22 protein-coding genes are annotated in these 22,940 nt (G+C 74.7%); 13 read left to right on the forward strand and 9 right to left on the reverse strand.

Annotated features, from left to right (window positions below; translation table 11 throughout):
• Positions 1–84 precede the first annotated feature (84 nt).
• Together greA and Q6350_RS13690 are read right to left on the reverse strand one after the other, a co-directional pair.
• Positions 85–567: a transcription elongation factor GreA gene (gene greA / locus Q6350_RS13685; protein ID WP_171246967.1), complete on the reverse strand. Its 483-nt coding sequence runs from the start codon at positions 565–567 to the stop codon at positions 85–87.
• A 163-nt stretch (positions 568–730) separates the two neighbouring features.
• The gene (locus Q6350_RS13690) at positions 731–1,168 is read right to left on the reverse strand and encodes a DUF4307 domain-containing protein (protein WP_304603270.1); all 438 of its coding nucleotides are present in this window, start codon (positions 1,166–1,168) and stop codon (positions 731–733) included.
• 53 nt (positions 1,169–1,221) lie between these two features.
• On the opposite strand from Q6350_RS13690, the gene mca reads away from it, so the two are divergent.
• Genes mca through Q6350_RS13705 form a run of 3 tightly spaced genes read left to right on the forward strand, consistent with a single transcriptional unit; the run spans position 1,222 to position 3,343 of the window.
• Positions 1,222–2,121 carry a mycothiol conjugate amidase Mca gene (gene mca / locus Q6350_RS13695; RefSeq protein ID WP_304603271.1) on the forward strand — a complete coding sequence of 300 codons (900 nt, stop codon included), beginning with the start codon at positions 1,222–1,224 and terminating at the stop codon, positions 2,119–2,121.
• Positions 2,118–2,504 carry a hypothetical protein gene (locus Q6350_RS13700; RefSeq protein WP_304603272.1) on the forward strand — a complete coding sequence of 129 codons (387 nt, stop codon included), beginning with the start codon at positions 2,118–2,120 and terminating at the stop codon, positions 2,502–2,504. Before mca ends, Q6350_RS13700 begins: the two co-directional genes overlap by 4 nt.
• The gene (locus Q6350_RS13705; protein ID WP_305066475.1) at positions 2,501–3,343 is read left to right on the forward strand and encodes a carbon-nitrogen hydrolase family protein; all 843 of its coding nucleotides are present in this window, start codon (positions 2,501–2,503) and stop codon (positions 3,341–3,343) included. Before Q6350_RS13700 ends, Q6350_RS13705 begins: the two co-directional genes overlap by 4 nt.
• A gap of 6 nt (positions 3,344–3,349) precedes the next feature.
• On the opposite strand, the gene Q6350_RS13710 is transcribed toward Q6350_RS13705, so the two are convergent.
• On the reverse strand, positions 3,350–3,928 hold the full coding sequence (locus tag Q6350_RS13710) for a hemolysin III family protein (protein ID WP_369810859.1): 579 nt from the start codon (positions 3,926–3,928) through the stop codon (positions 3,350–3,352).
• Between Q6350_RS13710 and Q6350_RS15360 the strand changes: the two genes are divergently transcribed.
• From Q6350_RS15360 to Q6350_RS13725, 4 genes are all read left to right on the forward strand, one after another.
• On the forward strand, positions 3,831–4,040 hold the full coding sequence (locus Q6350_RS15360; protein ID WP_369810860.1) for a hypothetical protein: 210 nt from the start codon (positions 3,831–3,833) through the stop codon (positions 4,038–4,040). The two genes, Q6350_RS13710 and Q6350_RS15360, sit on opposite strands and share 98 nt — an antisense overlap.
• 301 nt (positions 4,041–4,341) lie before the next feature.
• Positions 4,342–5,103 carry an isoprenyl transferase gene (locus Q6350_RS13715; RefSeq protein ID WP_171246963.1) on the forward strand — a complete coding sequence of 254 codons (762 nt, stop codon included), beginning with the start codon at positions 4,342–4,344 and terminating at the stop codon, positions 5,101–5,103.
• A 43-nt stretch (positions 5,104–5,146) separates the two neighbouring features.
• Complete coding sequence (locus Q6350_RS13720) at positions 5,147–5,629, forward strand: MarR family winged helix-turn-helix transcriptional regulator (RefSeq protein WP_304607618.1); 483 nt, start codon at positions 5,147–5,149, stop codon at positions 5,627–5,629.
• A gap of 22 nt (positions 5,630–5,651) precedes the next feature.
• Entirely contained in the window at positions 5,652–6,866 is a 1,215-nt protein-coding gene (locus tag Q6350_RS13725; RefSeq protein WP_305066477.1) for a glycerate kinase, read from the forward strand.
• Between the two features lie 60 nt (positions 6,867–6,926).
• Here Q6350_RS13725 and Q6350_RS13730 read toward each other — a convergent pair whose 3' ends face one another.
• Positions 6,927–7,352: an Hsp20/alpha crystallin family protein gene (locus tag Q6350_RS13730; RefSeq protein WP_171247642.1), complete on the reverse strand. Its 426-nt coding sequence runs from the start codon at positions 7,350–7,352 to the stop codon at positions 6,927–6,929.
• 154 nt (positions 7,353–7,506) lie between these two features.
• The gene (locus Q6350_RS13735; RefSeq protein WP_305066478.1) at positions 7,507–9,396 is read right to left on the reverse strand and encodes a hypothetical protein; all 1,890 of its coding nucleotides are present in this window, start codon (positions 9,394–9,396) and stop codon (positions 7,507–7,509) included.
• A gap of 159 nt (positions 9,397–9,555) precedes the next feature.
• Between Q6350_RS13735 and Q6350_RS13740 the strand changes: the two genes are divergently transcribed.
• From Q6350_RS13740 to Q6350_RS13750, 3 genes are read left to right on the forward strand one after another with little or no spacing between them, the layout of a single operon-like run.
• Complete coding sequence (locus tag Q6350_RS13740; RefSeq protein WP_305066479.1) at positions 9,556–10,704, forward strand: ferrochelatase; 1,149 nt, start codon at positions 9,556–9,558, stop codon at positions 10,702–10,704.
• A 28-nt stretch (positions 10,705–10,732) separates the two neighbouring features.
• Complete coding sequence (gene hemQ / locus Q6350_RS13745) at positions 10,733–11,503, forward strand: hydrogen peroxide-dependent heme synthase (RefSeq protein WP_305066481.1); 771 nt, start codon at positions 10,733–10,735, stop codon at positions 11,501–11,503.
• Between the two features lie 54 nt (positions 11,504–11,557).
• Positions 11,558–12,391, forward strand: coding sequence for a tryptophan-rich sensory protein (locus Q6350_RS13750; RefSeq protein ID WP_304603279.1), 834 nt, complete (start codon positions 11,558–11,560; stop codon positions 12,389–12,391).
• On the opposite strand, the gene Q6350_RS13755 is transcribed toward Q6350_RS13750, so the two are convergent.
• Positions 12,357–13,181: a putative protein N(5)-glutamine methyltransferase gene (locus tag Q6350_RS13755; protein WP_305066492.1), complete on the reverse strand. Its 825-nt coding sequence runs from the start codon at positions 13,179–13,181 to the stop codon at positions 12,357–12,359. The genes Q6350_RS13750 and Q6350_RS13755 overlap by 35 nt on opposite strands.
• Positions 13,178–14,455 (reverse strand): Glu/Leu/Phe/Val dehydrogenase, encoded by a 1,278-nt coding sequence (locus tag Q6350_RS13760; protein WP_304603280.1) that lies wholly within the window; start codon positions 14,453–14,455, stop codon positions 13,178–13,180. The genes Q6350_RS13755 and Q6350_RS13760 overlap by 4 nt, the downstream gene beginning before the upstream one ends.
• A 209-nt stretch (positions 14,456–14,664) precedes the next feature.
• On the opposite strand from Q6350_RS13760, the gene Q6350_RS13765 reads away from it, so the two are divergent.
• The 3 genes from Q6350_RS13765 (at position 14,665) to Q6350_RS13775 (ending at position 20,270) form a co-directional block, all read left to right on the forward strand.
• Complete coding sequence (locus Q6350_RS13765; protein WP_305066482.1) at positions 14,665–18,291, forward strand: proline dehydrogenase family protein; 3,627 nt, start codon at positions 14,665–14,667, stop codon at positions 18,289–18,291.
• Between the two features lie 135 nt (positions 18,292–18,426).
• Positions 18,427–19,248, forward strand: a complete 822-nt coding sequence (locus Q6350_RS13770; protein WP_369810864.1) for a patatin-like phospholipase family protein — start codon at positions 18,427–18,429, stop codon at positions 19,246–19,248.
• Positions 19,249–19,250: 2 nt separating this feature from the next.
• The gene (locus tag Q6350_RS13775) at positions 19,251–20,270 is read left to right on the forward strand and encodes a 1-acyl-sn-glycerol-3-phosphate acyltransferase (RefSeq protein ID WP_304603282.1); all 1,020 of its coding nucleotides are present in this window, start codon (positions 19,251–19,253) and stop codon (positions 20,268–20,270) included.
• Positions 20,271–20,296: 26 nt separating this feature from the next.
• On the opposite strand, the gene Q6350_RS13780 is transcribed toward Q6350_RS13775, so the two are convergent.
• A complete protein-coding gene (locus Q6350_RS13780; RefSeq protein ID WP_304603283.1) occupies positions 20,297–21,307 on the reverse strand; it encodes a LacI family DNA-binding transcriptional regulator in 1,011 nt (336 codons plus the stop codon).
• 20 nt (positions 21,308–21,327) lie between these two features.
• Positions 21,328–22,881 (reverse strand): glycoside hydrolase family 1 protein, encoded by a 1,554-nt coding sequence (locus tag Q6350_RS13785; RefSeq protein ID WP_305066483.1) that lies wholly within the window; start codon positions 22,879–22,881, stop codon positions 21,328–21,330.
• Between the last annotated feature and the right edge of the window lie 59 nt (positions 22,882–22,940).

Consider the following 22,940-nt stretch of genomic DNA (forward strand, 5'->3'; position numbering starts at 1 on the left):
CCTGTGGGGGGTGGGGGGTGGGTGGGGCCGGGTGGTGGGCCCCGGGCTCCTGGCCCGCCCCCCCCCCCGTCCCGCCGGGCGGCGTCAGCCCGAGAACGGCGTGGCGGAGACGATCCGCACGGGGATGTCGCGGCCGTTCGGCGCGGTGTACGTCGCGTCGTCGCCGACCTTCTTGCCGTCGATGGCGGCACCCAGCGGCGAGGTGGGGGAGTACACGTCGAGGTCGGTGGTGTCCGCGATCTCGCGGGAGCCGAGCAGGAACGTCATCTCGTCCCCGGCGACCTCGGCGGTCACGACCATGCCGGCCTCGACGGTGCCGTCGTCGGCGGGCCGGCTCACGGCGACGTGGCGCAGCTTCTCGGTGAGCTCGCGGATGCGCGCCTCGTTCTTCGCCTGCTCCTCGCGGGCGGCGTGGTAGCCGCCGTTCTCCTTGAGGTCACCCTCGTCGCGGGCCGCGGCGATCCGCTCGGCGATGGCGGTGCGCGCCGGGCCGGAGAGGTGTTCCAGCTCCGCCGTCAACCGGTCGTGAGCTTCCTGGGTGAGCCAGGTGACGTTGGTCTCGGTCACGTGGACTCTCCTTTCTGGTGCTCGTCGGTGCCCGGCGCGCGCCGCGCGTTCGTCCGGCCGACGGACGTCGGCACGCGCGTCGGCTCGTGCTGGACTTCGTGTGAAACGTCCAGGATACCGGACGTCGGCGTCCGGCGGGTGGCGCGACGCGGCCCCGGAGGGTTCAGCCGCCGGTCGCCGTGCACCCCGCGACCACGGCGGACGTCGCCTCCTGGAAGGTGCCCACGGTGACCTCGTACGCGCTGGTCCGGGTCTCCGCCGGGCCGACCGGGACGTCGAGCGTGCCGACCTGGGCGTAGCTGGGTGCCAGGGCCTCCACGGTGCAGGTCGCGGTGGTCCCGACGGGCATGTGCACCTGGAAGGTGACGGCGACCTCCTCGGGTCCGAGCACGTCGAACCCGACGACGTCGTGGGCGACCGGGTCGCTGCGCTGCTGCAGCATCGCGAACCAGGCCGTCAGGGCCACCGCCGCCGCGAGGGCCACCGCGATCGCGACCCGGGCGCCACGACCGAGGGCGCCGCCACGGGGTGCCGGGACGCCGGCCGGGCGCGCCGACCCGTACCGGTCGGTGGGGACGGCAGGTTGCTGCGGCTCGCTCATGCCACCATTGTCCCTGACGACCGCGGACGCCCCGCACCACCCTGGGAGGACTCTTGACCGGCGAGCCACTGCGCCTGATGGCGGTGCACGCGCACCCTGACGACGAGTCGAGCAAGGGGGCCGCGACCACGGCCCGCTACGCCGCTGAGGGTGTCGAGGTGCTGATCGTCACCTGCACCGGCGGTGAGCGCGGCGACGTGCTGAACCCCTCCTTCGAGGCTCCCGAGGGGCACGAGTTCGATTCCGTCGAGGGTCGCCTCGCCGTGCGCCGGCTGGAGATGGCGGCCGCCGCCGAGGCGCTCGGCGTCCGGCAGCACTGGCTGGGGTTCGTCGACTCCGGCCTGCCCGAGGGCGACCCGAGGCCCCCGCTGCCCGAGGGCTGCTTCGCCCTGGTCCCGCTCGAGGAGGCGGCGGCACCGCTGGTGGAGCTCGTGCGCGAGTTCCGGCCGCACGTGATGACGACCTACGACCCCTCGGGTGGCTACCCGCACCCGGACCACATCAAGTGCCACGAGGTGTCGGTCGAGGCCTACCGCGCCGCCGGTGACGCCGACCGGTACGCGGTCGAGGGCGGTGCCGAGGCCTGGGCGCCCGCCAAGCTCTACTACAACCACGGGTTCTCCCTGGACCGTCTGCGCGCCGTGCACGAGGCGATGGAGGGCGCCGGGCTGGAGTCGCCGTTCGGCGACTGGATCGAGTCCCGGGCCGCCCGCGAGATCCCGGAGCGGGAGGTGACCACGCGCATCGAGGTCGCCCCGTACTTCGCCCGGCGTGACGCCGCGCTCACCGCGCACGCCTCGCAGATCGACCCCGACGGCTTCTTCTTCGCGGTGCCGCGGGACATCGAGGCGGACGTGTGGCCCACCGAGGAGTTCGAGCTCGCCGACTCCCGGGTGCCCACCGAGCTGCCGGAGACCGACCTGTTCGCCGGCCTGCGCGAGGAGTCCGCATGACGACGAGCCTGATGACCATCGTGCTGGCCGACGTCACCCCGGGCCCGTCCCCGAGCCCGACGGCCCGGGTGCTGGAGGACTGGGAGGTGACCCCCGGGCTGGAGGGGTTCCTGGCGACCTTCGCGGTCGCCGTCGCCGCCGTCCTGCTCTTCCTCTCGTTGAGCCGGCACCTGCGCAAGGCGGACACGTACGCGCGCGACCACGGCATCGAGGTCCCGGAGCGACGCAGCATCGGCATCCGTCGTGGCGCGGTGGACGACGGCGGGTCGTCCGCGGTCACCCCCACCTCGCCCGACGTCGGACCCGCGCCCGGGCAGCGGGACGACGACCCCGGCGAGCCGGGGACGAGCGGGTCGCCGGACGGCGGCCGGGAGCCGCGATGACGGTCCGCGTCACGGTCGCGCAGGTCACGGTCGCCGACGACCACGAGGCCAACCGCTACCTCGTGGCCGACGCCTTCGCGCAGGCCGCGAAGGTCGACGCCGACCTGCTCCTGCTGCCCGAGTACTCCTCCGGCTACCACCGGTCCGGGGTGGGCATCGAGCACGCCGAGGAGCTGGACGGTCCGTACGTGACGCTCCTGCGCCGGCGGGCTGCGGAGACCGGGGTGGCCGTGATCGCCGGGACGACGCTGCCGGGTGACGCCCCCGCGCCGGACGGCGGACCCCGCAAGGGTGTCAACGCACTGGTCGCCGTCGACGGTGCCGGCGAGCTGGTGGGGGTGTACCGCAAGGTGCACCTGTACGACGCGTTCGGCACCCGCGAGTCGGACCGGCTGCAGCCGGGGCCCGTGGACGCCGAGCCGTTGACGATCCGCCTCGGCGACCTGACCTTCGGCGCCATCACCTGCTACGACCTGCGGTTCCCCGAGTCCGCGCGCCGGGTGGTCGACGCCGGTGCCGACGTGCTCGTGGTGCCCGCCGCCTGGGTGGCGGGACCGCTGAAGGCCGAGCACTGGCGCACGCTGCTCACCGCCCGCGCGATCGAGAACACGGTCGTCGCGATCGGGGTCGGCATGGCGGGCAAGGGGGTCACGGGGCGGTCGGTCCTCGTCGGCCCGGACGGTGTCGTCGGGCTCGAGCTGGACGAGACGCCGCAGCTGCGCACCGTGGACCTCGACGCCGACGAGCTGGCGAAGGCCCGTGCGGCCAACCCCTCGCTGGCGAACCGGCGCTACACCGTCGTCCCCCGCGAGGGCCGCGGGTCCTCGCGGGAGGGGTGAGTCGTCTCAGACGGCGAGCGAGGCGAGGAAGATCGCCACGGTGTGGCAGGTGAACCCGACCACCGTCAGCACGTGGAAGATCTCGTGGAACCCGAACCAGCGCGGCGACGGGTCGGGGAACTTCGTGCCGTAGACGACCGCCCCGAGCGTGTAGGCCAGACCGCCGCCGGCGACCAGCCAGACGACGGCCGGCCCGCCCGCGGCGCCGAACTGGCCGAGGTAGGCGACCGCCACCCAGCCCAGCGCGACGTAGACCGGCACGTAGAGCCAGCGGGGCGAGTTCATCCACAGCACCCGGGTCAGGAGGCCGGCGATGGCGCCGCTCCACACGATGGTGAGCAGGACGGTGGCGTCGCGCGGGTCCAGGAGGGCGACCGCGAGCGGGGTGTAGGTGCCCGCGATGATGAGGAAGATGTTCGCGTGGTCCATCCGGCGCAGCGCCGCCTCGACCGGCGGTGACCAGTTGCCCCGGTGGTAGACCGCGCTGGTGCCGAACAGCAGCAGGGCGCTCAGGCCGAAGACCGCCGCGGCCACCTTGCCCGCCACGGGCTCGGCCAGCACGACCAGCACGATGCTGGCGGCCAGCGCGAACGGGGCGGTGACGGCATGGATCCAGCCCCGCAGCTTCGGCTTGAGACGGCGCGCCTGGGTGGTGGCACCGGTCGCGACGGTCTGCACGACGTCGGAGACGGTCTGACGCGCGTCGTGCGCGGCGCCCTTGGCCGCTGACCCGACGTCGGCGGGGTCCGGGACGGTGATGCGCCGCTCGTGCGGGGCGGATCCGGTCACGAGTCCTCCTTGCTGGGACGACAACCTACGGTTCCGTAGGTTACGCCAGCGTAGGGGTGCTCCGCCATGATCCCGACCGGGAGTCTGTGAAGATCGTGCGACGACTCCGCGCGTGCTTCCCGCCCGCCTCGATCCGTTGCTTCCGGCGACGTCCGGCGGCGGTACCGTTGTCCCGGTTCGTCCACCCCCGAGCACCCGTGAGGATCTGCGTGCGTCTGCCCCACCCGCTGTACCGGCTGTACGAGCGTCGGCTCTCGGCGTCGCTGCCGCCCGCGCAGATGCCGCGGCACGTCGGCGTCATCCTCGACGGCAACCGCCGGTGGGCGAAGTCCTTCGGGGAGACCGCGGCCACCGGGCACCGGCGCGGCGCCGACAAGATCGCCGAGTTCCTGGGCTGGGCCGAGGAGCTCGGCATCGAGGTCGTCACCCTCTGGATGCTGTCCACCGACAACCTGGCCCGGTCCGAGGGCGAGCTGGCCGACCTGCTGGACATCATCTCCGACGCCGTGCGCGACCTGGCCGAGACCGGGCGGTGGCGGCTGCGCATCGTGGGCCGGCTCGACCTGCTGCCCGAACGTCTCGTGCGCACCCTGCGCGCGGCCGCCGCGGCGACCGCCGACGTCGAGGGGCTGCACGTCAACGTCGCCGTCGGGTACGGGGGCCGCCACGAGATCGCCGACGCCGTCCGGTCCTACCTGCGGCTCGAGCAGGAACGCGGCACGACCCTGGCCGAGCTGGCCGAGCGGCTCGACGTCGAGGACATCGCCGCCCACCTGTACACCAAGGGGCAGCCCGACCCCGAGCTCGTCATCCGCACGTCGGGCGAGCTGCGCGTCGGCGGTTTCCTCATGTGGCAGAGCGCGCACAGCGAGCTGTCGTTCTGCGAGGCCTACTGGCCCGACTTCCGCCGGGTGGATTTCCTGCGTGCGCTGCGCGACTTCTCCCGCCGTGAGCGCAGACTGGGGCGGTGAGGACGCGAACCGGCCCCGGCGCCGGGACTGGAGGTCGGACACGATGACGACGTACGCGGTGCCCGGGTCGGCCCGGCGGGCGGCGGAGACCTGGGAGGCGCTGTTCCGTGCCCAGGTCACCCTGATGCGGCGGTTCCAGGCCGACGAGGTCTGGGTCGAGCTCTCGCTGCGCGAGTACGACGTCCTGTTCACCCTGTCCCGCTCGGACGACGGCACGATGCGCCTGCGGCAGCTCAACGAGAACGTGCTGCTGGCCCAGTCGTCCCTGTCGCGGATGGTCGAGCGGCTCGAGGCCCGGGGGCTGCTGTGCCGGTCGGTGCCCGAGGACGACGCGCGCGGGACGCTGGTCGGGCTCACGGACGCGGGCCGCCGGCTGCAGCGCCGGGTTGGTGCGCGGCACGTGCGGGCGATGGACCAGTACGTCGGAGGTGCCCTGGACGCCGAGGAGCAGGCCGAGCTCGTGCGGTTGCTGACGAAGCTGCGGACCGCACAGGCCGACATCCCCGACTGGACCCCTCACGGTTGACCAGGGTCGATATTCTCGCCGGGTGACACCGTCGACACCCGCCGACCCGCTCCCTCCCGCCGAGCGACCGCACGTGGTGCTGGCGCCCGACGCGTTCAAGGGGACGCTGGACGCCACCGAGGTCGCCGTGGCCCTGCGGGACGGCGTGCTGGCCGCGGCTCCGGAAGCCAGGGTGACCTCGCTCGCCATGGCCGACGGCGGGGAGGGCACGCTGGACGCCCTCGTGGCCTCCTGGCAGTCGGCGGTGCGCACGGTGGAGACCGTCGACGCGATCGGTCGCCCCACCGTGGCGCGGTGGACCGTCTCCCCGGACGGGCTGATCGGGGTGGTCGAGCTGGCCGAGGCCAGCGGGCTGCCCCGGGTGAGCGACGAGCCGCTCCAGCCCCTGCACGCGAGCACGCGCGGGACGGGTGACGTCGCCGCAGCCGTCCTGGACGCCGGGGTGCACGAGGTGCTCGTGTGCCTGGGTGGTTCCGCCTCGACCGACGGCGGCGCCGGGATCCTGACCGGGCTGGGCGCCCGGCTGCTCGACGGCGAGGGGCGGGTGGTCCCCGACGGCGGCGAGGGCCTGGCCCGGGCGGCCGCGATCGACCTGTCCGGGCTGCACCCGCGCGCCCGCGAGGTGCGCTGGCGGCTGGCCGTGGACGTCACGAACCCGCTGCTGGGCGAGCACGGTGCCGCGGCGGTCTTCGCCCCGCAGAAGGGGGCGGGCCCGGGTGAGGTGGCCTTCCTCGACGAGGCGCTGACCCGGTGGGCGAACCTCCTCGAGCGGGAGACCGCCGTCCGCGTCCACGAGCTGCCCGGGGCCGGGGCCGCCGGGGGCGTCCCGGCGGGGCTGGCCGCCGTCCTGGGCGCCGCGCTGGAGCCGGGGGCGCTGCTCGTCGCCGAGGCGGTGGGCCTGCCGGCTGCGCTGTCCGACGCCGCGCTCGTGATCACCGGGGAGGGCTCGTTCGACTCCCAGTCCGTGCGCGGCAAGGTGGCCGACGGCGTGGCGCGCCTGGCCGCCGCGTCCCCGGCCCGCCCGCCCGTGGTCGTCGTCGCGGGTCAGGTGCTGCTGCCGGCCGAGCAGACGCGGGCCGCCGGGATCGCGGCGGCCTTCTCGGTCGCTCCCGGTCCCGTCGACCTGGAGCACCTGATCCCGCGGACGGCGACGAGGCTGTCCGAGGTCGCGGCCTCCGTCACGAACCTGCTGCAGGTGGCCGCGTGGCGCTCCGGCGGGTCGTCGGTCGGGACGTGACGGCGGCGGTCGCCGGGACGCCGCGTCCCGGCGACCGCCGCCCGCGGCCTGGCGCGACGATCAGCCGCCGGCCTCGATGGTGTGGGGTTCGGAGCGGTGCGACACCTCGATGCGCCGCGGCTTGGCCTCCTCGGCGACCGGGATGGTCAGCGTCAGCACGCCGTCGGCGTAGGAGGCCGAGATGTGGTCGAGCGCCAGCCCGCGCCCGAGCGTGATCTGACGTGCCACGGTGCCGGCCGGGCGCTCGCGGAGCAGCCACTGGCCCTCGCCGGAGCGTCCGGTCCGCTCGGCCCGGACGGTCAGCGTGCGGTCCTCGACCGAGACGTCGATGCTGCCGGGGTCGATCCCGGGCAGGTCGGCGGCCAGGACGAAGTGGTCGTCCTCGCGGAACAGGTCCATCGGCATGGCCGAGACGTTCCGCGCCGTGAGGGGGAAGGAGCCGAAGAGCCGGTCCATCTCCTGGAACGGGTCCCAGTACGTAGCCATCGCGCATCACCTCCTCGGCGAGGCCGCACCCGCGACCTCGATCCGCGACGGGTGCGCCGGTCCGTCCGGCGTCACCTGGCTACACCCTCAGAATTAGCACTCTCGACCCGAGAGTGCCAGCGTCGGATGTTCGCCGTGAGCGAACGACCCGAGGTCAGGGCGCGACGTCGTCGTGCAGCACGACCCGGGACAGCTCGACCCCGCCGCCGGGCAGCTGCCAGTAGTGCAGCCGGCGCGCCTGGGGTGCGCTGACCTGCAACGACAGGCGCATCGCCTGGGCACCGTCCGACTCGCGGACCCGGTTCGGGTCGCTGCCGCCGTCCCCGCGTCGCAGGCGGTGCAGCTCGTAGCCCGCGACGTCGTGGGCCCGGCCGGTCAGCACCATGACGATCGCCCGGTGCACACGGTCCTCGAAGCCGCGCCCCGGTCCCGCGAGCGAGTCGCAGAACCGGGGACCGACGTCGTAGTCGGGCAACGGGTAGTCGACCTTCTCGTCGGGCCCGATCAGCTCGGCCCAGGCGCGGTAGACGTCGTGGCGGAGCTGGTCCTCCGGGTCCGTGAAGAGCCGGTCGGGTGCCGCCGCGGTGGCCGGTTCCCCGGCACGTTGCTTGCGCGCGGACCGGATCCGCGCCTTGTACCGCTCGGCGTCGCGGTGCATCCGGTCGAGGTGGTCCCGCTGCTCGCGCGCCAGGTCGCGCAGGCCCGCGACCTCGACCTCGAGCGTCCTGACCGCGGCGCGCAGCTCGACGTTCTCCCGCTCGGCGAGGTGCGCCCGGGCACGGTACTCGTGCACGGACCGCTCGAGCTGCCGGACCAGGGCCTTGCGCTCGCCGGGCGAGGAGGCGTCCACCTCGGTGCTGTCGTCCGGGCAGGACGTCGAGGCGGCGGGCACCGGCGCGGGGGAGCGCCCCGGTGGCGGCACGGCGCGGCGCGGGCCGGGGCCGGGCGTCGGGCGGGCAGCAGGGGGCGGCTCGGGGACCGTCGTCGGCTCCGGACCGAGATCCTCGTCCGGGGGCACGGTCGGCGCCGGGAGCCAGGGCGGTCCGCCGTCGAGCAGGCTGATCGCGGGCAGCACGCCGGCGGTGTCGTCGACGTCGTCGAGACGCAGCGCCGGCTGCCGGTGGCCGCCGGCAGGACCGGGTACGGGGCGGGGTGGCTGCATGCGGGCCGCGACCACCTCGCCCACGGTGAAGAGGTCGCGCAGGTCGTCGTCGCCCCGGCTGGCGTGCTCGCGGTGCACGCGCACGGCCACCGCCGGTGCGAGGGCGAGGGTGACCTCGTCGGCCTCCACGCGGTGCACCTGCGCCGGCACGACGGCGCCGGCCGGGTAGGCGGCCAGCACGCGCGAGGTCTGGGCGACGGGGTCGGGCAGCATGCCGCGCACGTCCAGACGCCGCGTCCCGGCGTCCAGCACGCCGTGCACCGCCATGCCCGGCGCCAGGAGGCGGTCGATCGGCACGACGGGCAGCGTCAGCTCCTGGGCCACCTGCGCCGTCGCGCCGTCGGCGGTCTGCACCAGGGCGCGCGTGCCGACGAGACCGAGCACCGTGCCGCTGGTCGCGGCGGGAGCGGTCGGCAGCAGGCTCACGGTGACGAGGCCGGCGCGCGTGGCCGCCGTCAGGGCGTCCTGCACGAGCCGGTCGTGCACCCGCGTGCCCTCGGCGGCGTCGTACGCGATCCACAGCGGCGAGCGGGCGACGTCGTGCACCCAGCCGACGCCCACCGGGTAGACCCGGGAGGCGCCGCCGTAGACCTGGGTGGCGTCCGGCATGCCGTGCGAGAAGGCCCACGACGGGTCGCCCGCGTGGATCACGACGACCTCGGCCAGGCCCTGGACGTCGTCGAGCACGCGGTCCGCGTCGACGAAGGGGCGGCCCCGGTCCTGCGGGGTGGAGACGACCACGACGGGCCAGGTGCGGTCGGGGTGCTGGAGGCGGGCGGCGAGCTCTTCCGCCTGCACGGTGGTGCGCACCTGGCCCACCGTGGCGGGGGGTCGCGCGGGTCCCGTCCGGCCCGGCGCGGAGGCGGTGCGGGTGCTCGTCACGGGGCCTCCTCGCTCACGGTCCGGACCGGGTCCGTCGAGAGTACCCGCGCACGTCCGGGTCGGCGCGGGGTCGAAGATGACGTCCTGTCCGTTCAATGTCACGGCGGGGCGGCGGCGAGCCGGTCCGGAGCACCCCTGGGCTCGGTGGATGATGGGACCATGTCGACGACCCCCCGGCCGACGGCCGATCCCACCCCGTACGACGCGCTGCTGCTGTTCTCCTTCGGCGGCCCGAACAAGCCGGAGGACGTCGTCCCGTTCCTCCGCAACGTCACCGCGGGCAAGGGGATCCCCGACTCCCGGCTGGAGGAGGTCGGCGAGCACTACTACGCGTTCGGCGGCAAGAGCCCGATCAACGACCAGAACCTCGCGCTCAAGGCCGCGATCGAGGCCGAGCTGGCCGCGCGCGGGATCGAGCTGCCGGTCGTCTGGGGCAACCGTAACTGGGAGCCGTACACCGACGACGCCGTCACCGAGCTCGAGGCGCTCGGTGCCGAGCGCGCGGTCGCGCTCGTCACCTCGGCCTACTCGAGCTACTCCGGCTGCCGGCAGTACCGCGAGGACCTGGCCGTGACGCTGCAGCAGCGCGGTCAGCTCGACGAGAACGGGTCGACGGGCGTCCAGTTCGACAAGATCCGGTCGTACTTCAACCACCCCGGCTTCGTGCAGGCCAACGTCGAGGCCGTCCTCGACGGCTACGCCGCGCTGGAGGAGAAGAGCGGCTCGCCCGCGGACGCGAAGCTCGTGTTCGTCACGCACTCCATCCCGGACACGATGGAGGCGGCGTCCCGCATCTCGCAGGCCACCTACTCCACCCAGCACCTGGACGTCGCCGCCGTCATCGCCGCCCGGGTCGCCGAGGCGCGCGGCCACGAGGTCTCGTGGGAGCTGGCCTACTGCTCGCGGTCCGGCCCGCCGACCCAGCCGTGGCTCGAGCCGGACGTCAACGACCTGCTGACCGAGCGTGCCGGCGAGGGCCTGCGCGACGTCGTCATGGCGCCGATCGGCTTCATCTCGGACCACATGGAGGTCGCCTACGACCTCGACACCGAGGCGATGGAGACCGCCACCGAGCTCGGGATGACGGCCGTGCGCGCCGGCACCGTGGGGACGCGGCCCGCCTTCGTGGCCGGGCTGGTGGACCTGCTGCTCGAGCGGGCGGCCAAGGCCCGCGGCGAGGACGTCGACGAGGCGACCGTCGGGACGCTGCCCCCGTTCCGGTCCGTCTGCGAGGTCGACTGCTGCCTGCGCCGCGACGGTGAGCCCAGCGGCGTCCCGGCGCTGTGCTCGCGCGACGTCAACCGCTGAGCGACCGAGCGATCCTGGAGGAGCATCCGTGAGCGACCAGCACATCCACGCCGACACCGGCGAGGCCGTCGACACCGCCGCGATCAACGAGTCCATCCGCTACGCGATGATCTCGGTGTTCTCGCTCGCGGGGCCGGTGCCGGCCGACGACGCCGAGCGTGCCGCGCTCGCCGCCGAGGCCGAGGACGCCCTGTGGGGCGGCGCTGCCGAGGCCGACCGTGACCCCTCCCGCGCCGACGGTGACGTCGTCGTGCGCGGCGTCTACGACGTCGCCGGGCTGCGTGCGGACGCGGACCTCATGGTCTGGGTGCACGGCCCCACGGTCGAGTCGGTCCAGGGCGCCTACCAGCGGCTGCGCACCTCGCGCCTGGGTGCCGTGCTGACGCCGGTGTGGTCCGTGGTGGCCCTGCACCGGGCCGCGGAGTTCAACAAGGGCCACGTCCCGGCCTTCCTGGCCGGTGAGGCCCCGCGCGACTACCTGTGCGTGTACCCGTTCGTGCGGTCCTACGAGTGGTACCTGCTCCCGGAGGCCGAGCGCCGCACGATGCTGCGCGACCACGGCATCGCCGCCGCGGGGTACAAGGACGTGCGGGCCAACACGATGAGCACGTTCGCGCTGAGCGACTACGAGTGGCTGCTGCCGTTCGAGGCGGACGCCCTGGACCGCATCGTCGACCTGATGCGGGACCTGCGGGCCACCGAGGCGCGGCTCCACGTGCGCGAGGAGGTCCCGTTCTACACCGGGCCGCGGGTGCCGCTGGCCGCGTGGGTCGACCGGCAGCCCCGCACCCGGGCGTAGCGCCGGCAGGCCGGTCGAGATGCTCAGCATGCTGAGGTTTGGCATGCTGAGGGCATGACGACGCTTCAGGACACACCCCAGCGCCCCGCCACCGCCCGGGACCGCGTCCGGCAGGTCGTGGTCGCCGTCGGCGCGCTCCTCGCCATCCTCGGTGCCGCCGTCGGCTCCGGCGCGTTCGGCGGCCAGCCGATCCAGGAGGCGGCGGACGGTGCGCTGTCCGCCGACGCGACGGTCCTGGCGCCCGACACCCCGGCGTTCTCGATCTGGTCGGTGATCTACACCGGTCTGGTGCTGTTCGCCGTCGTGCAGGCGCTGCCCGGTCGCGCGGCCGACCCCCGTCTGCGGTCCGTGGCGTGGTGGATCCTCGTCTCCATGCTGCTCAACGCCGCCTGGATCGGCGTCGTGCAGGCCGGCTGGCTGTGGGCCAGCGTCGCCGTCATCGCCGGTCTCGTCGCCGTGCTGTCCCTGGTGCTCGTGCGTCTCGTGCGGACCCCCGCCCCCCGCGTGCTCGACGCCGTCGTCACCGACGTCACCGTCGGCCTCTACCTCGGCTGGGTCTCCGTGGCGACGCTGGCCAACACCGCCGCGGCCCTGAAGGCGGCGGACGTCGGCGAGCTGGGCCTGGGCGCCACCGGATGGGGTGTCGCGCTCGTGGCGGTGGGCGCCGTGCTGGCGCTCGCGGTCGCCCGGTACGGCGCCGTCCGTCCGGCCGTGGTCGTCCCCGTCGGCCTCGCGATCGGCTGGGGTCTCGCCTGGATCGCCGTCGGGCGGACGACGGGGCCGCTGACCGACCAGACGGTGGCGGTCGCGGCCGGCGTCGCCGCCGCCGTGGCCGTGGTCGGCCCGGTCGTGGTCACCCTGGTCCGTCGTCGCCGCGCTCGCGCCTAGCGACCACCACGGTAGCGTCCCGGTCCTCGTCCCATACCCGCTCGGCCCTCAGCCCCGCGGCGACGACGGTCCCCCGCGCTGCCGGCCACTGCCGCGCCGCGATCTCGAACAGCAGCACTCCGCGCGGTGCGAGCCACCGCGGGGCCTGCCCCAGCACCCGGCGCAGCACGTCGAGGCCGTCGGCGCCGCCGTCGAGCGCCGTCGGTGGCTCGTGGTCCCGCGCCTCCGGCGGCATGGTGGCGAGGGCGGCGGTGGGCACGTACGGGGCGTGGCACAGGAGCAGGTCGACGCGGCCCCGCAGGCTGCGCGGGAGCGGTTCGAACAGGTCGCCGGTCGCCACGGCGGCGCCGAGCGGCTCGAGGTTGCGGCGGGCGTAGCCGACCGCCACGGGGTCGACGTCGACGGCGTGCAGCGCGGGGCGCGCACCGGCCGCGGTCAACCCCTCGAGCACGGCGCCGCCGAGCGCGCCGCAGCCGCAGCACAGGTCGACGACCGTCGGGTCCACCGACCCGGGGCGGCGGTCCAGCGCGGCCTCGACCAGCGCCTCGCTGCGACGGCGGGGCACGAAGACGCCTGGTCCCACCGTCCACGTCCTGCCGGCGAGCTCCACCTCGCCGAGCACGTGCTCCAGGGGCTCACCGGCGGTGCGGCGCGCCACGAGCTGCTCCAGCCGCGCCGACCCGGCGGGGGCGGCGCGCAGCAGCACCGCGGCCTCGTCCTCGGCGAAGACGCACCCGGCGTCCCGCAGCCGGTCGGCGAGCGCCGCCGTCGGGTCCCCCGCGGGTCTCAGGGGTAGAGCCCCCGGATCTCGTGCGCCTCGGCGGTGCGCCGCACGCCGATCACCGTCGCCGCGTCCCGCAGGGAGATGCCGTCGCGCCGGGCCAGGGCCGAGACGTCGCCGTAGGCCGAGGCCATGCGCCGCGCCAGCTTCTCGGCGATCTCGTGCGCCGACCACCAGTACGTCTGGTTCGCCTGCACCCACTCGAAGTAGGAGACGACGACACCGCCGGCGTTGGCGAGCACGTCCGGGACGACGGTCACCCCGCGCTCGGCGAGCACGGCGTCACCGGCCGTCGTGGTCGGCCCGTTCGCGCCCTCGACCACCCAGCGGGCACGCACCGTGCGCGCCGACTCGGCGGTCAGCACGCCCTCGACGGCGGCGGGCACGAGGACGTCCACGTCGAGGCCGATGAGCTCGGCGTTGGAGATCGCCTCGGCGTCGTCGAACCCGACGACGCTGCCGGTCTCGGTGACGTGCTCGGCCAGCCGGGCCACGTCCAGCCCGTCGTCGGCCCGCACCCCGCCGTACCGGTCGCTGACGGCGACCACCCGTGCCCCGCGCTCGGCGAAGATCTGCGCGGCGTTCCCGCCCACCTTGCCGAAGCCCTGGATCGCGACGCGCACGTCGTCCATCCGGGCCTCGGCCTCCTTGAGCGCGGCCGCCGTGACGTGCACGATGCCGGCGCTGGTCGCCGTGCCACGGCCCAGCGAACCGCCGATGGCCAGCGGCTTGCCGGTGACCACCGCCGGGATCGTGTACCCCCGGTTGACGGAGTAGGTGTCCATGACCCATGCCATGGTGCGTTCGTCGGTGCCCATGTCGGGGGCCATGATGTCCGTGTCGGGGCCGATCAGCGGCATGATCTCCGAGGTGTACCGGCGGGTGACACGCTCCAGCTCGCCGGGGGTGAAGTCGGCGGGGTCCATGCCCACGCCCCCCTTGGCACCTCCGAACGGCAGGTCGACGATGCCGCACTTCCACGTCATCCACATCGCCAGGGCGCGCACCTCGTCGATGTGCACGCTCGGGTGGAACCGCAGCCCGCCCTTGCCCGGCCCGCGCGAGACGTTGTGCTGGACCCGGTAGCCCTCCAGGAGCACCCGCGAGCCGTCGTCCCGGTGCAGCGGGACCGCGACCTGGATCTCGCGGCGCGGCGTGGCCAGCATCTGGTGCAGCCCGTCGTCGTAGTCCAGGTGCGCGACGGCGGTCGCGAGCTGGGACCGGGCCGTCGCCAGGGGCGATGCCTCGCCCACGGATTCCGGACGGGTCGACGTCGTCGTCACGCGGTTCCTCCTCGGAGGCGTCGGAGGGGCCTCCCGGCGGTGCCCCGGGATGGTCACCGGCCCGGGTCGTGGGCCGTCCCGGTACCGTACCCCGCAGGCCACGAGCGGTCCTGGTGACGGCCTGCGTGCTGTCGGGTTGTCGCAAAGTGCGCTCCGTGCGACCCGTTCTGTACAAGACGGGACGCTGTGATCGGGCGCACCCTGGTGCCATGAGCACCCATGCCACCGATCGCGGAACCGGCCACCCCGGCGCCCGCCCCGAGGCGACCGTGAGCCCGGCCGACCTGGTCGAGGACGCCGTCGCCCTCGCCCACACCTGGATCGACGCGGCCACGCGGACCGACGGTGTCGTCACCCGCGCGGACCGCCGCACGCGCGCGACCGCCGAGCGCCTCGGCGCCCTGGTCGCCGACCCCGCGGGCCTCGACCTCGCCGTCGGGTTCGTCGACGACGTCGCCCGGCCCCAGGACGTCCGGGTCGCCGCCAAGGCGCTCTCCCGCCTGGGCCGGGACGCCGGCGCCGCGTCGTTCCTGTCGCCCGTCGACCGCACCCTCTTCCGGGTCGGGGCCGCCGTCGCCTCCGTCCTGCCGTCCGTCGTCGTCCCGGCCGCCCGCGTGCGGCTGCGCCAGCTCGTCGGCCACCTCGTCGCCGACGCGGGGCGCGGGCTGGGCAAGCACCTCGCCCGGACCCGGTCCGAGGGCTACACCCTCAACGTCAACCTGCTCGGCGAGGCCGTGCTCGGCGACGAGGAGGCAGCGGCCCGGCTCGAGCGCACCGTCGCGCTCGTGCAGCGCCCCGACGTCGACTACGTGTCGGTCAAGGTCTCCTCCGTGGCCGCCCAGCTCGTCACCTGGGACCTCGACGGCTCGCGCGAGCGCGTGGTCGAGCACCTGCTGCCGCTGTACCGCGCGGCCCGCGACCACGGGGTCTTCATCAACCTCGACATGGAGGAGTACAAGGACCTCGCCCTGACCACGGCCGTGTTCCGGGACGTCCTGGACCACCCCGAGCTGCGTGGCCTGTCGGCCGGCATCGTGCTGCAGGCGTACCTCCCCGACGCCCTCGGGGCGCTGGACGAGCTCACCGCGTGGGCCCAGCAGCGGGTCGACGCCGGCGGCGCCCCGGTCAAGGTGCGTCTGGTCAAGGGCGCGAACCTCGCGATGGAGCACGTCGAGGCCGAGCTGCACGACTGGGCGCCGGCGACGTACGACACCAAGGCCGAGGTCGACGCCAACTACGTGCGCATCCTGGACGCGCACCTGACCCCGGAGCGGACCGCCGCCGTCCGCCTCGGCGTCGCCTCCCACAACCTGTTCCACGTCGCCCTGGCGATCCTCCTCGGCCGTGCGCGCGACGTCAGCGCCGGGCTCGACATCGAGATGCTGCAGGGGATGGCCCCGATCGAGGCGCGTCTGGTGCGGGCCGAGGTCGCCCGGGACGGCGGCCAGGTCGTGCTGTACACCCCCGCGGTGCGCGACGAGGACTTCGACGTGGCCATCTCCTACCTCGTGCGCCGCCTCGAGGAGAACGCCGCCGAGCAGAACTTCGTGCACGCGGCCTTCGCCCCGGCGGCCGACGAGCCCGGCGTGCGCGGCACCCCGATGGAGCGGCAGGAGATCGCGTTCCGCGCGTCGGTGACCGACGGGCTGCGTCCGGACCCGGACGCCGTCGTCCCGCGTCGCACCTCCCGCTTCGACACGCCCGCCACCCCGCCGCGCGGTCGTACCTCCGGTGCCGCGGTCGGACCCGCCGGGTACGACGGCGACGCGGACGGTACGACCGCGGGGTCGGAGAACGGGCCGCGGACCCGGCCGGGGAGCGGGTCGCCCGACCGACCGGGATCGCCGACCGGTTTCCACAACGCCGTCGACACCGACCCTGCCGTGGCGGCGCACCGCGAGTGGGCCGCCCGCCTGGTCGGCCCCGACAGCGGTTTCGTGCCCGTGCGGACCCCCGAGACGACCGACACCGGCCGGATCGACGAGGCCGTCGCCCGCGCCGTCGAGGTCCGCGAGCAGTGGGCGGCCGTCCCGCCCGGCGGCCGCGCCCGCGTGCTGCGCGAGGCCGCCCGCCGGCTGGAGGCGCGGCGCGGAGACCTCGTGGCCGCCGCCGTGCACGAGGCCGGCAAGACCGTCGCCGAGACCGACCCCGAGGTCAGCGAGGGCATCGACTTCGCCGCCTACTACGCGGCGGCCGCCGAGGCGCTCGACACCGTCGACGGCGCGGACTTCGCCCCGGACGGCGTCACGCTCGTCACGCCGCCGTGGAACTTCCCGGTGGCGATCCCCATCGGCGGCGTGCTGGCGGCGCTCGCGGCGGGGTCGACCGTGCTCGCCAAGCCGGCGCCCCCGACACCGCGCTGCTACGAGCTCGCCGTCGAGGCGGTCCAGGACGCCCTGGAGGCCCTCGCACCCGAGCTCGGGCTGCCGGCCGACGTCGCCCGCGACGCCGTGCAGTTCCTGCGGGTGCCCGACGGCGAGGCCGGCAAGCACCTGGTGACCCACCCCGACGTGTCCCGGGTGGTGCTGACGGGCGCGCTGGAGACGGCCCAGATGTTCGCCCGGTGGAACCCGGACCGTCCCGTGCTCGCGGAGACCTCGGGCAAGAACGCGCTGATCGTCACGCCCTCCGCCGACCTCGACCTCGCGGTGGCCGACGTCGTGCGCAGCGCGTTCGGCCACGCCGGCCAGAAGTGCTCGGCGTCGTCGCTGGTGATCCTCGTGGGGTCCGTCGGCGACGAGTCCACCGTGACGGGGGAGCGGTTCCGGCGACAGCTCGTCGACGCCGTGCGGTCGCTCGCCGTCGGACCCGCCACGTCGCTGTCGACGGTGATGGGCCCGCTGACCGAGCCGGCCGCCGGCAAGCTGCACCGGGCGCTGACGTCGCTGGAGCCCGGTGAGTCCTGGCTGGTCGAGCCCCGGCGGCTCGACGACGTCGCCGCGACGGCCGGGATCGATCCGGAACGCCTGTGGACGCCCGGTCTGCGCGACGGCGTGGCCCCGGGGTCGTTCTTCCACCTCACCGAGGTCTTCGGCCCGGTGCTCGGCGTCATGCGTGCCGCCACGCTCGAGGAGGCCGTCGAGCTGCAGAACGCCGTGTCGTTCGGCCTGACCGGCGGCATCCACTCCCTCGACTCCGACGAGATCGCGACGTGGCTGGACCGGGTCGAGGTCGGCAACGCCTACGTCAACCGGCACATCACCGGCGCGATCGTGCAGCGGCAGTCGTTCGGCGGCTGGAAGGGCTCCGTCGTGGGCCCGGGGGCCAAGGCGGGCGGTCCGAACTACGTCGCCCAGCTCGGCCGCTGGAGCGACGGCGCCGACGTGCCCTCGCGCGCGGCGGACCCGGAGGCCTGGCTCGCCTGGGCCGAGGCCTCCGACGCAGCCGCGTGGGACGCCGAGTTCGGGGTCGCGCACGACCCGACCGGTCTGTCGGTGGAGGAGAACAGCTTCCGCTACCGCCCGGTCCCCGAGGTCACGGTGCGCGTCGGTGACGGCGCCCTGCCGGTCGAGGTGCGTCGCGTGCTCGCCGGTGCCCGCCGGGCCGGGGTGCGGGCCGTCGTCGTCCCCGCGTCCGACGCGGGCTGGGGCGTGCCGCACGAGACCCCGGTCTCGCACGAGGACTTCGCCGCCGCCGTCGCCGAGGGCCGGGTCACCGGTCGGATCCGCGTCGTCGGTGAGGCGCCGGGGCTGCGTGCTGCCGCCGTCGAGCGCGTCGGCGAGGTCACCGTGCTCGACCAGCCGGTGCTCGCCGCCGGGCGGCGCGAGCTCCTGCCGTTCCTGCGCGAGCAGGCCGTCAGCCGGACGAAGCACCGGTACGGGCACCTGCGCGCCTGAGGTCCGCCCGGCCGGGAGATCGATCCGGCCACGGTCCCGTTCCCGGGCGCTGCGCGCCCTCCACGTCGGGGACGGACGACCGTGACCGGACCGATCTCCCGGCCGGTCCTCGTCCGCCGTGGCAGCATGGCGGACGTGACGACTGCGTTCGTGCTGGGCGGCGGAGGCGTCCGCGGTGCCGTGCAGGTCGGGATGCTGCAGGCGCTCTTCGAGGCGGACGTCCACCCGGACCTGATCGTGGGGACGTCCGTCGGGGCCATCAACGGCGCCGCGGTCGCCGCCGACCCGACCCTCGGGGTCGTCGACCGCCTGCTGCAGGCCTGGGCGTCGCCCACGGCCGCCTCGGTCTACGCCGAGCCCTGGTACCGCCAGGTCCGGCACCTGGCCCGCTCCCGGGTCCACGTGTACGACCCGGCCAAGCTTCGCGCGCTCATCGAGGAGGCCGTGGGGGAGCGCCGGACGTTCGCCGACCTGGAGGTGCCCCTCGTCGTCGCCGCGGCCAGCATCGAACGGGCGTCGGAGCACTGGTTCGACACCGGCCCGCTGGTCGAGGCCGTGCTGGCCTCGGCCTCGGTGCCCGGGGCGATGCCGCCCACCGTCATCGACGGGGAGCACTTCGTCGACGGCGGCCTGGTCAACTCGATCCCTCTCGGCGAGGCCGTGCGCCGGGGGGCCACCACCGTGTACGTGCTCCAGGTCGGGCGCATCGAGGAGCCGTTGTCGGCCCCGCGCAGCCCGTCCGACGTGGCGAAGGTCGCCTTCGAGATCTCGCGCCGGCACCGGTTCCACCGCGAGCTCGCCGACGTCCCCGCGGACGTCACCGTGCACGTCCTGCCCTCCGGCGGCTCGCTGCCCGGTGACGAGAAGGTCCGGGCGTACAAGCGGCTCGACGCGACCCGGCACCGGATCGAGCGCTCCTACGAGCGGACCCGGACCTACCTCGCGGAACAGGTCTGAGCATGCTGCCGCCGCGGTGGGTCCGCCGGGTCGTCCTCGCGCCGCTGGTCGTGGCCCTCGCCGTCGTCATGGTCCCGACCACCCTGATGTTCGCCGTGCTGGTCGGCGGCGTGCTCACCTGGGTCGTGCCCGGCGGACTGCGGGTGCTGCGGCTGCTGTGGATGACCGCGTTCTACATCGTGTGGGACGCGACGGCCCTGCTGGCGATGTTCGGGCTGTGGCTCGCCGCGGGGTGCGGCCTGTTCGCCGACCGGCCGTGGTACCGGCGTGCGCACGTCCGGCTGGCCCGCGGGATGCTGGCCCTGTTCTTCTGGCAGGTGCGCTGGACCCTGCGTCTGCGCATCGAGCTGGACGTGCCGGACGCGCTGTCGTTGCCGGAGGCGCCTCTCGTGGTGCTGAGCAGGCACGCCGGCCCGGGGGACTCGTTCATCATCGTCGACCGGCTGCTCGGGCTGTCCGGACGCGCCCCCGCCATCGTGCTCAAGGACACGATGCAGTGGGACCCGGCGATCGACGTCCTCATGAACCGGCTGCCCGCCGCGTTCGTGACGCCCGCCTCGCGGCGTCCCGCGGGTCGCCCCGGCGCCCGCGAGACCGTGCACCGCATCGCCGCCGGGCTGACGGCCGCCGACGCCCTCGTGCTGTTCCCGGAGGGCGGGAACGTCACGCCGCGGCGCCGCGCGGCACGGATCGAGGCGCTGCGCCGGTCGGGGCACGAGGACCTCGCCCGCCGGGCGGAGGCGATGCACGAGGTGATGGCGCCGCACGTCGGGGGATTCGACGCGGCGCTGGAGGGCGCGCCCGAGGCTGCCGTGCTGGTGGTGGCGCACACCGGTCTGGACCGGCTGGTCGACGTGCGGGACGTGTGGCGCGAGCTGCCGATGGACAAGACGGTCACGATGCGGGCGTGGCTGCACCCGCCCGGTGCCGTGCCGCGGGACGTCGCCGCCCGTGAGGCCTGGCTGTTCGACCAGTGGCAGGTCCTGGACGACTGGATCGCGGCGCACGCCCCGGCCGACTGAGCCGGGGCGCGCACCGCGGCGGAGGGCTACGCGGACTCGCCCTCGATGAGCCGCGGGATGAAGATCCGCGGTTCGGGGTGGACGTCCTCCCCGCCCAGCATGTCGAGCAGCGACGACGTGGCCGCCGCGACCATCTCGACCACCGGCTGGAGCACCGTGGTCAGCCGCGGGGTCGTGCGCTCGGCCCCCAGCGCGTCGAAACCGACCACCGCCACGTCCTCGGGCACCCGCTTGCCGTGGGCGTGCAGCACGTGGAGCGCACCGGTGGCCATCAGGTCCGACGCCGCGAAGACGCCGTCGACGTCCGGGTGCTCGGCCAGGACCCGCTCCATCGCGGCGGTCCCGCCCTCGACCGTGAAGTCGCCCTCGGCGACGGCATCCGTGGACAGCCCGGCGCGCGTCATCGTCTGCCGCCACCCGTCGAACCGGTCGAGCGTGGCGGTCATGTCCTGCGGACCCGTCAGGGTCGCGATCCGGCGGCAGCCGCGGTCGACGAGCCGCTGCGTCGCCACGCGGGCTCCCGCCCGGTTGTCGACGTCGACGTAGTGCAGGCCCGCGGAGTCGAAGGGGCGGCCGACGAAGACGGCCGGCAGCGCGCCGCCGCGCAGCTCCTGCTCGATCCGGTCGTCCTTGTGGTGCGAGGCGACGATGACGCCGTCCACGTGCCCGCTGGTCAGGTAGCGGGCGATGTGGCCGGGCCGTTCGCCCTGGCGGGCCAGGAGCAGCACGAGCTGCAGGTCCGTCCCGCCGAGCCCCTCGCTCACACCGCGGACGACGCCCGCGAGGAAGGGGTCGGTGAGGATCCGGGCGTCGGGCTCCGGGACCACCAGGGCGATCGAGTCGGTCCGCCGGGTCACGAGCGACCGGGCGGCGCGGTTGGGCGCGTAGCCGAGCCGGACGATCGCGGCGTCCACGGCCTGCTGCGCCTCCGGCGACACCCGGTCACCGCCGTTGATCGCCCGCGACGCGGTCGAGCGGGAGACCCCTGCGGTGCGCGCGACGTCGTCGAGCGTCGGTGCGATGTGCTTCGTGACCACGGTCGGAGATTACCTTCCGCTCAGTCCCGTGCCGGGACGGCGTTGTCGCGGGCGACCCCCGCGTACCAGTGACCCGAGGCCTTCACGGTACGCTCCTGCGTCGCGTAGTCCACCCGCGTGATGCCGAAGCGCTTGGTGTACCCGAGCGCCCACTCGAAGTTGTCCATGAGCGACCAGGCGAAGTAGCCCCGGACGTCGGCGCCGGCGTCCATGGCGTCCCTGACGGCGCGCAGGTGCCGGTCGATGTAGTCCAGCCGGTCCTGGTCGTCGATGCTGCCGTCCGCCTCGACGACGTCGGGAAAGGCCGCGCCGTTCTCGGTGATGACCAGCGACGTGCCGCGCGGGCCCGTGTAGTCCTGCTGCAGGCGGGTGAGCAGGCGCGTGAGGCCCTCCGGCTGCACCTCCCAGCCCATGTCGGTCAGGGGCAGGCCGCGGCTGTGCGCGTGGACGCCCTCCGGGACCGGGTTCGGCGAGCGGAGATCGCGGGCCGGTGCCGACGGGTCGGCCGGGCGCTCTCCCTCGGGGCCGGCGGTCCCGTCGGGGCGCTCCCCGGACTGCGGCGTCGCGGCGATCGCGCCGCCGTGGTAGTAGTTCACCCCGAGCGCGTCGATCGGTGTCGAGATCACCTCGAGGTCCCCGGGACGGACGTGGTCGGCGAAGTTCAGGTGCGCGACGTCGTCCAGGAGGTCCTGCGGGTAGGCGCCGCGGAAGATCGGGTCGAGGAAGACCCGGTTGAACATGGCGTCGTCACGCCGTGCCGCGTCGACGTCCGCCGGGTTCGTCGGGTCGACGGGGTCCGAGACCGTGCAGTTCAGCGTCAGTCCCAGCGTGGCCTCGGGGTCGCGCGCCCGGAGTGCGTCGACGGCCAGGCCGTGACCCAGCATGAGGTGGTGGGCCGCCGCGAGGCCGAGCTCCGGCGAGGTCCGGCCCGGGGCGTGCACACCGGCGGTGTAGCCGAGGAACGCCGAGCAGTACGGCTCGTTGAGGGTCGCCCACGTGGTCACGCGGTCGCCCAGGGCCTCGTGCATGGTGACGGCGTAGTCCGCGAACCGGTAGGCGGTGTCACGGGCGGGCCAGCCGCCGGCCTCCTCCAACGCCTGCGGCAGGTCCCAGTGGTACAGCGTCAGCCACGGCAGGATGTCGGCCTCGAGCAGCTCGTCGACGAGGCGGGAGTAGAAGTCCAGACCCTTCGGGTTGACCGTCCGGCCGTCGGGCATCACGCGGGCCCACGAGGTGGAGAACCGGTAGGCGCCGAGGTGGAGGCGGGACATCAGCGCGACGTCCTCGCGGTAGCGGTGGTAGTGGTCGCAGGCCACCATGCCGTCGTCACCGTGGACCACGGCGCCCGGGATGCGGCAGAAGACGTCCCAGATGGACTCGCCGCGCCCGTCCTCGGCGCCGGCGCCCTCGATCTGGTAGGCGGCGGTGGCCGTGCCCCACAGGAAGCCCTCGGGGAACGTCACGCGTCCGCTGCTGTGGGGCGTCGTCCCGGTCAGCGGCGTCGACGGGACGAAGGGGACGGTCGTCCCGGGGGCGGCGAGCCGGGCGCCAGTGCCCGGTGCGGTGAGAGTCATGTCAGCAGTGCTTCCGTGTGGAGTGGTGGGGTGCCCGGACGGTGGTCCGTCCGGGCACC

Source organism: Isoptericola sp. b515 (assembly GCF_030588125.1).
GTDB classification, from domain to species: domain Bacteria; phylum Actinomycetota; class Actinomycetes; order Actinomycetales; family Cellulomonadaceae; genus Isoptericola; species Isoptericola sediminis.

Excerpts from the sequence above, each read along its gene's own strand:
- Q6350_RS13690 (WP_304603270.1), bottom strand. The coding sequence starts at position 1,168 with ATGAGCGAGCCGCAGCAACCTGCCGTCCCCACCGACCGGTACGGGTCG.
- Q6350_RS13730 (WP_171247642.1), bottom strand. The coding sequence starts at position 7,352 with ATGGCTACGTACTGGGACCCGTTCCAGGAGATGGACCGGCTCTTCGGC.
- Q6350_RS13785 (WP_305066483.1), bottom strand. The coding sequence starts at position 22,881 with ATGACTCTCACCGCACCGGGCACTGGCGCCCGGCTCGCCGCCCCCGGG.
- Q6350_RS13750 (WP_304603279.1), top strand. The coding sequence starts at position 11,558 with ATGACGACGCTTCAGGACACACCCCAGCGCCCCGCCACCGCCCGGGAC.
- Q6350_RS13720 (WP_304607618.1), top strand. The coding sequence starts at position 5,147 with ATGACGACGTACGCGGTGCCCGGGTCGGCCCGGCGGGCGGCGGAGACC.
- Q6350_RS13705 (WP_305066475.1), top strand. The coding sequence starts at position 2,501 with ATGACGGTCCGCGTCACGGTCGCGCAGGTCACGGTCGCCGACGACCAC.
- Q6350_RS13775 (WP_304603282.1), top strand. The coding sequence starts at position 19,251 with ATGCTGCCGCCGCGGTGGGTCCGCCGGGTCGTCCTCGCGCCGCTGGTC.
- Q6350_RS13765 (WP_305066482.1), top strand. The coding sequence starts at position 14,665 with ATGAGCACCCATGCCACCGATCGCGGAACCGGCCACCCCGGCGCCCGC.
- Q6350_RS13740 (WP_305066479.1), top strand. The coding sequence starts at position 9,556 with ATGTCGACGACCCCCCGGCCGACGGCCGATCCCACCCCGTACGACGCG.
- Q6350_RS13700 (WP_304603272.1), top strand. The coding sequence starts at position 2,118 with ATGACGACGAGCCTGATGACCATCGTGCTGGCCGACGTCACCCCGGGC.